The organism is [Clostridium] hylemonae DSM 15053, from assembly GCF_008281175.1.
Lineage (GTDB): Bacteria > Bacillota > Clostridia > Lachnospirales > Lachnospiraceae > Extibacter > Extibacter hylemonae.
This window is the reverse complement of record NZ_CP036524.1, coordinates 92,222-105,586: the sequence shown is the minus strand read 5'-3', so window position 1 is coordinate 105,586 and position 13,365 is coordinate 92,222. Positions and strand designations below refer to the sequence as shown.

The following is a 13,365-nucleotide window of genomic DNA, read 5'->3' as shown; positions in this document are numbered from 1 at the left end:
CAGATACCTGTTTTATTCCGGTCCGTCCTTCCGTCTGCGCGATAAATATTCATATAACATATGCCGGAGCGTCCGGATATCTATCGGCTTTGAAAAATGTGCGTTCATGCCGGCCCGAAGCGCCATGCGGACATCCTCGTCAAACGCATTGGCTGTCATTGCAATGATCGGCATGTCACAGACGTCTTTGCGCACGAGGGCGCGTATTGCCCTCGTCGCCTCATAGCCGTCCATCTCCGGCATTTGAATATCCATCAATATGAGATCATAATACCCCTCTTCCGATTCCGCCACTTTCCGCACCGCTTCTTTTCCGTCGCATGCTTCTTCAATCTGAACACCAGTCTCACCAATAAGTTCCCTGGCAATTTCTCTGTTGATCGCATTGTCTTCCACAAGAAGGAGACGTTTGCCAGAATAGTCCGGAAGTATCTCGCTCTGTTCTTCTCTTTTCTCCTCACCGCTCAGACGCTCCAGCAGACCGGCCATCTTGGATCGATAGCACGGGCGGTACAGAAAAATGGAAACTCCTGCTGAAACAGCGTCCGCCTCCATCTCTTTGGAACGCCGGCCGCCGAGCGCAGCTATCGGGACATCTTCTGCCAGTTCCGGCCGCAGCCTCCGCACGATGTCACATCTGCTCTCGGACGGAGCATCCCATCCGAAAAAGATAAGCCGGACATTTTCAGAACAGAGTTCTCTTACACGTTCAAACGTGTACTCTGCCTCACAGACATACTGTACGTCCAGTCCCAGTTCACTCAATATGTTTGCCGCATTTCTGCAGCTGTGTCTATCATCATCAAGAATGAGGCAGCGCGCATCCTTCCATTCTTTTGGACCTTCTCCCTGCACTTCCTCCTGCAGCTTAAGCGGAACCGTCACAGTGAACACGGAACCGGCTCCCGGCTCACTCTCCACCTGAATATCCCCGTTCATGAGATCGATTATATTTTTAGTGATAGCCATGCCCAGTCCTGTTCCGACTACCTTGCTGTCCGTAGAATCCTTCGCCCGTTCAAAGGGAAGAAACAATTTTTCAAGAAACTCTTGCGTCATGCCAATACCGGTATCGGCACACCGGAATATAAAGCTCTGGTATCCTTTACGGCTGCTCTTTGCCTGCCTGACCTCAACTTCCACACTTCCGCCTTCCGGCGTATATTTAACAGCATTGCTCAGAATGTTGACGCCGACCTGCCGGAGGCGCAGCTCATCCCCAATAACCTTTTCATTTTTCAGCCCGTAGAGATGAATGTCAATATGAATCTGCTTATTCTCTGCCTGCGGGCGCACAAGCTCTGCCGCCTCTGTCACCATCTCCGCAAGATTAAACGGTTCTGCACTGAGCGACATCTTCCCGCTCTCGATCCTGGACATATCCAGTACATCGTTGATAAGGCCGAGCAGATGGCTGCCGGAACGGCTGATCTTATCGAGGCACTCCCGCACCCGGTCCTGTTCGCCCAGATGTGCCTTTGCGACCTCCGTCATACCGACGATCGCATTCATAGGAGTACGGATATCGTGGCTCATATTGGACAGAAACTTACTCTTTGCCTCATTGGCAGCTCTGGCATTGTCAAGGGCAGTCTGAAGTGCCTGGCGCTGCTGCTCCTCCTCATAGCGCTGTTCATCAACACGGCGCGATATGAGAATGGCAAGTTTGTCTTCAGAATACGGATTATCTACGTATATGATCTGCGTGGAAGTCCAGTGATAATTCCCGTCTGAGAGCTTCTGTCTCATCTCAAGGAATACCTCCTGTTTCGTACTGCCCAATATTTCTTTGATCCTGTCCGGCGCAAACCGGCGCCTGTATTCATCTACATGATCCGGATGAACACTTGCTGTTATATCTGAAAAGAGTTCGCTGTACGTAGTCTCCTCCCCGAGGTGGAGCAGCAGTCCTTGTTTCACATATATAAAGCTGAGCAGATCCCTGGTCAGGTTAACGCTGACGATCACGGGATATGCATTGGAAATCGCCCCGACAAGCGTCACTCTCTCCTGCAGCTGCACACGCTCTGCTTCCACTTCCTTCTGTTTCTCGGCGGTAATGTCATGGAATGCGGCAATAAGAACGGGAATTCCCTCCTCATCCAGCGTCCTTTCAATGATTCCGGCCGTCCATATAAAGCTGCCGTCCGATTTCTTCATCTGACTTTCAAATGTATGTTTTTCATCATTCCCCGTCACGTCCGCAAACATCTGCCGGAGCATTTTACTCTCTTCCGGGTGAAACAACTCTTCAAACTGAACATTCTCCAGTACGCCTGACATTGCGTCGTGCGGATACGAAAGGATATTCAGGCCTTCCTCATTGAGCTGCAGCAGCCGGTATGGGGCATCTGCAGATATGAGGGCGATCCCCTCCGGTATGGCATTATACAGATGGCCTATGTATTCCGCCTGATTTCTCAGCCTTCTGTTCGTTTTGTTTGCATATCTCAGATAAAAAATAACGAGCGCCAATATCCCGATTATGATGCTGGCAATGAGGATCATAGAACGCAGAATAATATCATTCGTCTGGCTGTTTACTACTTTTTCCGGGATGATAGAAACGAGGAACCAGTCTGATTCGAGCTTTAACGGGCTGTAACAGAATACAGTCTCCTCCCCCATATAGTCAAACAAGGCCCAGCCCGTATTCGATCCTTCCAGCGCCCCCGCGAATTCCTTCAGGCTGTCTGCATTATTGTCCGGACCTGACAGCATATCGAACAGATTCTTCATTGTCTTATTACTGTTGTGGTGAGGCGAACGTATGAGCACCTCTCCCTCCGCGTTGATCACGTAGGAGAATCCTGCATTGTTGTAAAAGGACAGACTGAAGCTGTCCACAATACTCTCTACTTCATATTCCTTCAGAAAATATCCTTCCGTGCCGTCCTTGAGCGTCACTTTTACAAAGACGTCGAATACATTTACGCCTGTAACACTGCTGATATGAGGATTGATAACACCTTCCTCCTTATCTGACTCCCGCAGCGCTTCTGCCGCAGTGCTGTCCGCCGGTACATCTGATTGGATATCACCGCCTTCTTCCAGATATAGACTGACGCCGCCTTCGATGCCCGCGTAACTCTGTACAGTATGCCGGATATCTTCTTTTTGCTCCATCGTATAGCCGCTCACATAATCTGCTATATTGCGGATAGAATCTATGTCATCTTGAAGCTGAACCCGAAGCGTTGTGCATCCCTGCTGGGTGCTTTCCATGATCGTCTCAACGGACTGCTCCCACAACTGCTGTTTTACAGCCTCAATAAACAGAAACGTCAGGACACAAAGAACAGCCCCGACGCAAACCGCCGCCAGAGCAATCTTTCTCTTTGTACCTCTGCTTCCTTCTGTTTTCATTACTGCGTACTTCCTTCCTCATCAGCCTGCATATCCAGCCAGTCCATGACAGAATCAAGTGTTTCTCCCGACAGCAGCTTTACAGAAGCCTGAGCTGTCAGTTTCCAGATCGGCAGCTTGAGCATCCCGTCTGCCCCTATGACAGTCCGGTCAGACCGATAGCATGAAACAAGCGGCTGAATCTCTTCCACAGATGATGGACTGCCCTCTCTGAGCGGACTGAAAGACGCCTGCTGGTCCGAAAACTTCTGAATATTGTCAGCCCCGGTAAAATATTCCACAAACTTTAAGGCTGCATCCTTATGCCCGCTGTCCGCGTTCACACTCAGGCGGGTATCAGGATTGATCACAACAAGGGAACTGTCCTCGAGAACCGGATACGGGACAACCTGAAATTCAAAATCCGGCTCCATCTTATCTACTCTTCCCGCAGCCCAGGCGCCGGTAAGCATAAAAGGGGCTTCCCCTTTTATAAACTGTTCCAGATCATCAGAAGTTTTCTCCGTGCCAAGGGCAATCTCCGCGTCTACATATCCCTTCTGTATGAACTCCTCTACGAGTGAAAAGCCATCTGACAGGTAAGTGCTTATTTTCCCGCCGCCTTCATTCAGACTTGAAAATACATCCCCCTGCCGTCCTTCCTGATACACACTGTAAAATCCCTTTCCGATGGCCAGCGTTTTTAGTGATATATCATTATTCGCAATGACAGGAGTCAGCCCGCGGTCCCTGTAATAATCGAGAACTTCCCTCCACTCTTTCAGATTCTCCGGCGCCTTCTGCCCATGCTCCTCCAGAAGGTCCATATTGCAGTAAAGGCCGAATACTGATACTGTCGTAGGCACCCAATATATCTTTCCATCCTCATCCATCTGGCTGATCATTTTGTCCGTATATCCCGATATCGTCTTCATGCCCGACAGATCCGCAAGCTTGCCCGCCTCAGACAATTCCAGCGCCGCGTCATGGTTCACCATAAAAACATCGTCGCCTTTTCCTGCAGCCATCCGCTTTTCAAGAGCAGTATAATAATCCTCTCCTTTCAGGCTTTCATACGACACCCGGATGTCCGGATGTTCCTCCATAAAACCAGAAATAATTTCCTCGATCACTGTGACATTATCTGGCTCATATTTATTACCAAAAAAAGTGATATCAACCGTATTTTCGTCCGCCTTTTTATAGTTGACCACCTTATTCTTCTCATTACATCCGCTTAAAATAAGGCTGCATACAAGAAGCACCGCGCACATGCCCATCATTATTCTTTGTTTCATCTTTTTAACCCCCGCTTACTGATCAAAAAAATTATAACATAATAATAATGTTTAATCCATTCATTTGACTTCTGATCCAGGTTTTTATAGTAAACTGTATTCAGCCTGCAAATTCTCATAAATATCCATTACCGGCTGACACTGTGCCAGCGTCCTGCTCATAATAGTATCATAATGTGTGATCATACAGTTGACCAGACCGGCGTCGATCAGTCCGTTATCCCGCATACGGGAAATGATAGTGATTATCTGCTCCTTGCTGTAGGCCCCTTTATAACTGCGGGTTCCGGCCAGTGCGCTGACAATATCGGCTAGAGCTACAATACGCTCTCCTGTCGTAAGATCTTCTGCTGTCAGACCGTGCGGATAACCTGAACCGTCCAGTTTTTCGTGGTGTCTCAGGGCGATCCTCCTGATAGGCTTTGGAATATCTCTGCCCAGGATCTCCTCTGTAATATCTACATGACTGCGCATGATCTCCATATCCCGGGGCGCAAGTCTGCCCGGATACTCCAGGATCTCAGCCGGAATGCCTATTTTGCCGATATCATGCAGCATCGCGCCCACAATGATCTGATTCCGCTCTTCCGGGCCAACCCCCAGATACTGTGCGAGCTCGTTTGAGATACTCGCGGTAGTCATCGTATGGGTCACCGTATGCCGGCTGCGGAAATCAATAGAAAATATCACCATTCCGAGATAGCTGCGGACCTCTTCATGGGTAAAGGTGATTTCGGACTGCATCCGGTTGAACACAGGATCGCACTCTGCTTCCTCCGCCGAAAATGCAGAAAACCGCTCCCTCATCATGAGGTCCGCCAGCTCCGGTTTATATCGGCTGCCGCGCCCGGCAGATATAACGGAAAGAAATTCAGAGTATGGCCGTCCCTCCATATTCAGCCATATATCGAGACGGTCTGCAATGTAGATCAGCTGGGCGATACTTTTATTTTCTTCACTTATATCATCCAGTTCCTTAAGCACATTCCAGGGCGTGTGATGGTGGAGGACCGCATGGGCCAGTTCTGACAGCGGCGTAAAATTCTTCACAAACAAGTATCCATACACAGAATGTCTCCGGATATCTTCTGTCTCAAACTGCACTATGCGGTCAATCTCTTCTGTTTTATAAGCACCCACATCATGCAGGGCGGACAAAAAACAAATATTGCGCACTCTGGCAGAATTTGCCTCCGTCCTCTGCCGCAGCAGACGGGATACGATATAGGCCACACGGATACCGTGGTCCATCAGACGTATATCCACATGATTATAAGCACGGCGTAAAAGTCCGATCATCGCCCTGTTGTCTATAAAGCTGGTATTGTATTGAAACATGTATTTGGCTGCCTCGAAAGCAGACACCTTTCTTATAATTTTACAAACTGTACCGGGAAACTTTATCCCTGCCGTCCCTTCAGACTGACGATCAGTTCCTCCCCCGGCATAGGCCGGGCGTAATAATATCCCTGAATATACTGCACACCTGCAGAAGCGATCATCTTTTGTTCCGCTCCGCTCTCAACACCTTCGGCGACGACACTGAGATCATTGATCACCGACATGTCTACGATCGATCTCAGCAGTGCATATTGCTTCTCATTCGTCAATATCTGCTGCGTCAGCGAACGGTCTATCTTGATGATGTCCACAGGAAGATTGGACAGATAATTCAGGCTGCTGTACCCTACCCCAAAATCATCCAGCGCTATATGAATGCCCGCCTTCCTCAGCTTCTCCAGCGTTTCAGCCGCGTGGTCAATAGACTGGATCAGGATGCTCTCGGTTATCTCCAGCGTAATACGGCCAGGCTCAACATTGGCAGCGCTGATAAGCTGCAGCAGATGCTCTGCGCTGTTTCCGACCAAAAGCTGCTGCACAGAAAGATTGATCCCCATACGCTGCACGCCCAGCTCCTCTCCCCATTCCCGCATAAAGGAACAGGCATTAGCGAGCACATAATCACCGAGTGCTTCCACCATTGCGTTCCGCTCGGCCAGAGATATGACCTGGCCGGCCGGAAAATAGCCGCCTTCTCCGTCCGGAAGACGGACGAGGGCTTCTACTGCTTTGTACTGTCCTGATTCCAGATGCATCAGAGGCTGATACCAAATTTCCAAAGTCTTCTGTTGAATCGCGTCGCTCAGCCGATGTAAAATATGGGCTTCTGTGCGCAGCATCTCGTCCAGCGCATCATTATAGATGACCGTACTTCTTGCCGTCGTCTTTGAAAAGCTCATGGCTGACTGGAGCCGCTCAAGCAGAATACCGGGCGTGCTGCCATGTGCCGGATACCGGCAGGCCACAAGACGGATCTGAAGGGGAATAGACAGATTTCCGGCCATGACAGGGGCCGTCAGCATCTGCTGCAGCCGAGCCGCAAAAACATCTGTCTTTTCCTTTGTCAGCGAAATGCCCAGAAACACATCGCCGTTGATACGGTACAGATAAGAACCAAAAGGCCTCGACAGACGCCTTATCATCTCATGAAGGATCTCATCTCCCACATCAGCACTGAATAATTCATTATACTGGCTAAAACTGCAAATGTCCACACAAAAAAGACTAAACGGTCTTTTGGGCGAATAGGAGATCAGCATTTCTGTATCCCGGAAATATTTAGGACGGTTTCCGACATTAAACACCGGATCAAAATAAGCCAGCTGTTCCACCTTCTTACGGTAACGGTTAAAAGTTTTGGAGAGCTCTGTCATCTCGAAATCAGTATACTCATCAAATATCACGTCATTGTTTCCCTCAATGAGCTGTCTGCATTTCTCAGTCATCATCCGCACGGGGGATTCCTGCATTACCTCGGCATAATACGCATGGATCAGAGATTCCATCTCTTCTGCTGCCCGGCCAGTACCATTTTTACAGCGCGTATACTTATAGCGTGCCATGACAAAATTCTTTTCATCCCTGACACGTACCTTCAACAGTAATTCCAGCGACAGTCCTTTTGCAAACTCCTCCTGCTGGAGCTTGTTCATCCCCTCGCGAAGGGCGATAAGGAAGTTGCCCGAACCGAGGTACGCAGCTAAAAAAGGACTGCGGATGTACTCCTTGAGACGCCCCGGTATACTCCGTAAAAAAACCGCTTCTTGTTTCGTCCCGATCAGCCGCGCCGCCTGGCTGTATCCTTCCATGGAGAAGTAAAACAGCATAACCGGGCTGCTTTCATCTGAAAGCCAGCAGTCCAGCGCGGCCGTAAATCCCTTTTGGTTATAGAGTCCGGTGGCTCCATCCATTGTCCTGAGCTGCTTTATGGCGTGTCTGCGGTAATAGTGAAGGTATCCAAGCCAGGCAAGCGCCAGCAGAACGCACGCCGCCACCACACTGGCGATGATGATCCATATCTGCTGCGAAGGGCTCAGCCAGCCGGATGACGGCTGGATGCTGAGATTCCATTGGCTCGGCAGATAAAAGGTGGTTTTTTCCGCGTATGAAAAATCAATATCATCCTTGTTCTTTGCAATGACTTCTTTGGCGCCATTCTGCGGCTCTACCCGCCAGAGCTCATAATCATACCCGCGGTCCGGCAGGTCATCCAGTTTCAGCTGTTCCAATACATACTCCCGGTCAAGAGCCACTGCGACCTCTCCCAGATAAGACTCTCCACCCACAACCGGCTGCAGGAACAAAAACACCTTTTGTTGTTCCTGGTCAATATCAAGCGCCACCGGCCCCTCCACGACCAGCTCCTTGACTACTTTAGCCAGTGTATACGCATAGGAAAAATCCTGCAGATCACGTCCCGCAAGCTCAGCGTACTTCTCCTCAGGCTGAGCGCTGACTACGGTGTCCCCGTCAAAAAGACAGACAAAGCGGACTTCCTCCCGTGACAAAAGCGTATCAGACGCACGCTCAAACCATTCCGTCTCCCCTGTGCCTTCCACAAGAGCTGTCTTCGCCAGGGCATCGGCTTCATTCATAGTCCCCTGCAGCTGCAGCACAATTTTTTCATTATAATAATATAATATATTTTCAGCCTCTCTCTGCCGTATCTTTATCATCTCGCCGCGCAGAAAAAAACCTAATACTGCAGTTGCAGCAAGAATCAACAGTACCGCACCGGCAAAAAAGAGAATGCTCCGTCTGCTATGCTTCTTCATTATAATCCTCAATTCTGATGAATATGATAGTATCCTTTTCCGTTCTGCTTCACATGGTAAAGCGCCTCGTCCGCATCAAGGACCATCCGTTCCAGATCCATACCAGGTTCGTATATGGACACACCTATGCTGCACTGTACCGGAATATTCCGGTCTCCCGACTGTATTTTAGACTGGAAGCGCAGGACGAGACCATCTAATACATCGTTGAGTTCCTTCCTGTCATCCAGGCCCGTCAGCAGCATCAGGAACTCGTCTCCGCCGTACCGCCCTACAACTCCGTCATATTTCTTTTCATACTCCCGCAGAATATATCCTATACTTTTCAGCGCGATATCTCCGCCTTCATGACCGCATGTGTCATTTATATATTTAAGGTTATCCATATCGACAAAGAACAGCGCCTGGACCATATTCCGATCTGCATTCTTCAGTTGTGCCTCCGCCTTATTGAGAAACACGGAACGCGTGACTACGCCGGTCAGACTGTCAGAGAGGCCTTCCCCGGTCAGACGCAGGATTTCTTTAAAATCAACATTTTCAGGCGATTCATTCTGATAGATTCTTTTTTCCAGTTCTTCCATCGAATGTACGAGCATATCTACAACGAGCATCTGTTTTGCTATGTAATTCCGCACGAACATCATCAGTACAACGCATGCAAATGCAGTAAGGAGCGCAACCATCGCCAGAGATGGGAGTATCTGCGAAAACGCGCTTCCAAAGCTGACCGTACAGAGAATATCCCAGTTCGTGTTATCCACACGCTGATATGTCGTATAGCAGAGACTTCCATTTTGAATACTCCAGTAATCACCCGGATGCGCGGCAAGAAGCAGTTCTTCCAGTTCGTCTGATGTCGTGCCGAAAAGTATATCGTCCCGCAGAACATCCATCACGGAGTCGCCGTAAGGCAGCCCTGCCGTAGATGACATGATCTGTCCCCGGGTGCCGATCAAAGTTGCGTCAGCGTCCAGATTCCCTGCTGATTCCTCCAGGATCTGCACAGCTTCATCAAAGTAGATCGCGCTGAACAGAGCTCCTGTAATACTTCCCTGCCGGTCGATCAGAGGAACAGCCACTGTGTAATTGAGCGTCGTACCGTCAGCGCCTGCCGCAAAGCTGTCTGTAACCTGCCGCTGCCCGGTTGAAAACAGCCGCTGCATGTAATCCCTGCTGGCGAGGCTGGCCGGTTCATCCCCGTCAGAATAGACTATGATATTTTCATCTACATAGCAGAGCATCATAAAGCCAAAATATGGACTCATCTGATCCAGCCTTTTTACCTTATCTATGGCAGGGAGTCCGGGATCGTAATAATCCGGAAATCCAGCCAGAGACTCCAGCAGCTGGATCGCTTCGTTGACCCGCTGTGATATTTGTGCCTGGCTGCTGTGAAGCGAAGCTTCCGCATCTGACTTCATCCGGCTGACCGACAGCACGCCCCCTCCGAGGAAGATGATCGCCACGACCAGTATACAGAACACCAGGCTGTAACGTATGATGGGAGAGAACGATATCCCCCACTGATCTCCTTTTTTCTTTTTATCTTTCCGTCTCATATTAATTACCGGTTCTCCTTTCAGGCTGTTTCTTGGAACCTTATCCATATAATTATAAGGCAACACTTCCTCTTTCGCAATAGAAATAAAAAAAAGCCTTTGCAGACTTTTGTCATACAAAGGCTTTTCAGCGTGGGCGAGAGGATTCGAACCCCCGACCTTTTGGTCCGTAGCCAAACGCTCTATCCAGCTGAGCTACGCCCACATATTATATACATTGCTTATTTGCAACGTATATAATATTAACGTATCCAGCTTGTTTTGTCAATACACCTGTCTTACTTTTTTTGCTTTCGATGCTATTTCTCGAATACCGTCTGTTCTTCCACCGGTGTCATGAGCGCCCCGAGCGCCCGTTCAACGAGTTCACGCCTTATCTTTCTGCTCTTTTCTTCTCCAAGGTTCGGGTCTCCGAGCGGATATGGGATCCCGACTGCAGGTACGATCCTGTTTGCCCCGATCGTCAGTGAGATCGGAACAACGGTAGCGATATGTACGACAGGGATCCCCGCGCGTTCGATCTCTTTTACCATCGTTGCGCCGCAACGTGTGCAGGTGCCTCACGTGGAAGTCAGAATGACAGCCCCGATATTGTCATCCAGAAGCTTCTTCACAAAGTCTTTGCCGAATCCCTTTGCATTTCCTGTCGATGTCCCGGTCCCCGTCGTCGTGATAAAATAATCCGCCAGTTCGCCGATACCCCCCTCTTTCTCCATCTCGCGCAGCACGTCAAGTGGTACTACCAGATCCGGATCTTCCGTGACAAACGCTCTGTCATACCCTCCGTGGATCGTCATAAAATCCGCCTTATCCATATGGTCCATCCCCTTGATACTGTATATGCCGTATTTTGTGGCGCTGGAGGATTCGATATGATCCGGATTGCCCTGCGGCACGATACCCCCGGATGTCACGACCGCGATCTTGATCTTGCTCACATCCTCCACCGGCGGCAGGGGCGGCACACGGTCAAACACCGGCATCGGATATTCCGTCGGACAATCTTCCCCGTTCATCTTCTTCACAAGCAGATCGACCGCTCTCTCGGAACCCCGCTTTTCATGAAAATAATTGACACGTATCCCCCGTTCCAGATACCCTTCCTCCGACGGTCCGAGCAGTTCTTCTCCCTTTACCAGCTTCTCTGCGATGGCTTTCATCACCGGGACAGCCTGGCGCATGCCCGCCGCGGAATTCTTCGTCCTCACGATGATCAGATCTTTCCGGAACATATCGGCCCCCGGATTCTCCTCATACATCCCTGTCAATACAGGGATACCGAATCTTTCCTCCGCGGCCAGCGCCATCGTGCCGCAGGCTACTCCGTACCTGCCTGCGTTAAACGCAGGTCCCGCGATAAAGAGGTCAGGTCCGTAAGGCTCTATCATACGGAGGATCTCTTCTTTCGCCTCCTCGAGATGTTCGCCGAAATAATTGTCGCCGCATACAACGGTCGCAGCGATCTCATACTCCTCGCCGAACGCCTGCATGAGCGCAAGCCCGGGTCCCACCGCGCCTTCCCGGAGTTCCGGGGCCATGCCTGCCGCCTCTTCCCCGCCGGCTCCGGCGAAAAAGTTGTTAATATAATGAACGATCTTTATTTTTGACATTCAAAGCTCCTCCCTTCCTAGTAAGTGCGCGCAGCCAGGTGATTATAGCCGTTCGCTATCGTGGAGGCTATGATGATCTGAAGTTCCGCATCAATGCTTCCGTCCGGTTTCAGGCTTCCCTCGTAACCGCCGATCATCGTCTCTACAAATTCCAGCGTGCCTATCACTTTATCCATCGGCGGGAAATGAATGATAAGATTCCCCTGCCCGCATGATACTACGGTGTCAGCCTCAGGAACCGCGTCCGCAAGCGACTGGGACTTCCCGTCGCGCCCGGGGAATTCATCGGTTATGAGGACTACTTTCGCCCCCGCCGCGGTTGCTTTCCTGCAGTTCATCATCAGATCCGTATCCGGATTGCCATATCCTTCCTCCGTGATGATCACGCCGTCAAGCCCAAGGAATTCAACGAGCTTGCCCACCATATCAGAGCACCGCTCCTTATCGGCCAGAAATACATTTTCATTCGTCAGTATGACACCGATAAAGTTCAGATCCTTCCCGTGCTGTTTGTACAGGTCCTCAATGACCGGGTTGTTCAGATGATGGAACGTTGTCACCTTGTCGCACGGCGCCACACAATTGCCGCTTACGATCGCCCCGTCCATGATCTCTGTAGGATACATAAACGTCGGAATAAATTTCTTCGCGTCAACTCCGTAATAGTACGTGTCATGAAGCAGTCCCTGTGACTGGAGCATATGGATATACCCAACCTTCGGGAGATCCGGATACTCCGCGATCTGCTCCAGATAAGGCTTTGTTTCATAGGTGACGATCTCGTCCGGCGTCAGCTCCCTCGCCGCCTCTCCGATATACGCGGCCACCTTAAGTCCTGCCAGACGGCCTGCCGTCTCGTGTTCATGGGCGTCAATGCCTTCTTTTGCCCGGAAAATGACACACACATTATTTGTCCTGGAAAACGGCGTATACTTTGCCGCCTCCCCGGACATGTCGATGATACCTTCCTGAAACCCTACGATCCTTCCCGACGTGACGACCGCTGCCCCCACGAGCGCATGCGTCCTTCCCGCTCCGACCTGTCTGACCTTGTTAATGATTCCCGGAAAAAGCCCTCCGTCTCCCTCCACTTTTACCCGGGGCTCAATGACATCCTTCACCGGCGCGATCCGCACAGACTCTCCCGGCTTCGCCAGATCCACGTCCGCCGACACGAGCCGGTCGTCCTCCAGCACAAGGCTGATGATCTCCTGCCTGCATACGTAGAGTGTGCCGTTCTCCACATAAGTCCGCTCTGCAAACTGAACATCATGAATAAATATTTTTCCCAGTTCCAGTTTCACTTCTTTCCCTCCTTTTCAAAAGGGGACATTAAGAATAATGCCCCCTCAAGTCATAAATTAACTGCCGATTTCTTTATAATTTAATAATAGTCTAATAATTCATTTTTTGCAACTCTTTTCCGGTATATTGG

7 protein-coding genes and 1 tRNA gene are annotated in these 13,365 nt (G+C 50.1%); all 8 read right to left on the bottom strand.

The features are described 5' to 3' along the window. Positions 1-12: 12 nt before the first annotated feature. The 8 genes from LAJLEIBI_RS00505 to grdG all read right to left on the bottom strand — a co-directional run bounded on the left by LAJLEIBI_RS00505 (position 13) and on the right by grdG (position 13,234). Entirely contained in the window at positions 13-3,366 is a 3,354-nt protein-coding gene (locus LAJLEIBI_RS00505; protein ID WP_006444528.1) for a response regulator, read from the bottom strand. After that, a complete protein-coding gene (locus LAJLEIBI_RS00500; protein WP_006444530.1) occupies positions 3,366-4,643 on the bottom strand; it encodes an ABC transporter substrate-binding protein in 1,278 nt (425 codons plus the stop codon). Before LAJLEIBI_RS00500 ends, LAJLEIBI_RS00505 begins: the two co-directional genes overlap by 1 nt. 84 nt (positions 4,644-4,727) lie before the next feature. Beyond that, complete coding sequence (locus LAJLEIBI_RS00495) at positions 4,728-5,981, bottom strand: HD-GYP domain-containing protein (RefSeq protein WP_040435830.1); 1,254 nt, start codon at positions 5,979-5,981, stop codon at positions 4,728-4,730. A gap of 62 nt (positions 5,982-6,043) precedes the next feature. Beyond that, positions 6,044-8,758 (bottom strand): bifunctional diguanylate cyclase/phosphodiesterase, encoded by a 2,715-nt coding sequence (locus tag LAJLEIBI_RS00490; RefSeq protein WP_006444532.1) that lies wholly within the window; start codon positions 8,756-8,758, stop codon positions 6,044-6,046. 8 nt (positions 8,759-8,766) lie between these two features. After that, positions 8,767-10,320, bottom strand: coding sequence for a sensor domain-containing diguanylate cyclase (locus LAJLEIBI_RS00485; protein WP_006444533.1), 1,554 nt, complete (start codon positions 10,318-10,320; stop codon positions 8,767-8,769). Between the two features lie 131 nt (positions 10,321-10,451). After that, a tRNA-Arg gene (locus LAJLEIBI_RS00480) sits at positions 10,452-10,525 on the bottom strand. 94 nt (positions 10,526-10,619) lie between these two features. Further along, positions 10,620-11,930 carry a sarcosine reductase complex component B subunit beta gene (gene grdF, locus LAJLEIBI_RS00475; RefSeq protein ID WP_083790652.1) on the bottom strand — a complete coding sequence of 437 codons (1,311 nt, stop codon included), beginning with the start codon at positions 11,928-11,930 and terminating at the stop codon, positions 10,620-10,622. 17 nt (positions 11,931-11,947) lie between these two features. Further along, positions 11,948-13,234, bottom strand: a complete 1,287-nt coding sequence (gene grdG / locus LAJLEIBI_RS00470) for a sarcosine reductase complex component B subunit alpha (protein ID WP_006444536.1) — start codon at positions 13,232-13,234, stop codon at positions 11,948-11,950. Between the last annotated feature and the right edge of the window lie 131 nt (positions 13,235-13,365).

Excerpts from the sequence above, each read along its gene's own strand:
- LAJLEIBI_RS00505 (WP_006444528.1), bottom strand. The coding sequence starts at position 3,366 with ATGAAAACAGAAGGAAGCAGAGGTACAAAGAGAAAGATTGCTCTGGCG.
- LAJLEIBI_RS00500 (WP_006444530.1), bottom strand. The coding sequence starts at position 4,643 with ATGAAACAAAGAATAATGATGGGCATGTGCGCGGTGCTTCTTGTATGC.
- LAJLEIBI_RS00495 (WP_040435830.1), bottom strand. The coding sequence starts at position 5,981 with ATGTTTCAATACAATACCAGCTTTATAGACAACAGGGCGATGATCGGA.
- LAJLEIBI_RS00490 (WP_006444532.1), bottom strand. The coding sequence starts at position 8,758 with ATGAAGAAGCATAGCAGACGGAGCATTCTCTTTTTTGCCGGTGCGGTA.
- LAJLEIBI_RS00485 (WP_006444533.1), bottom strand. The coding sequence starts at position 10,320 with ATGAGACGGAAAGATAAAAAGAAAAAAGGAGATCAGTGGGGGATATCG.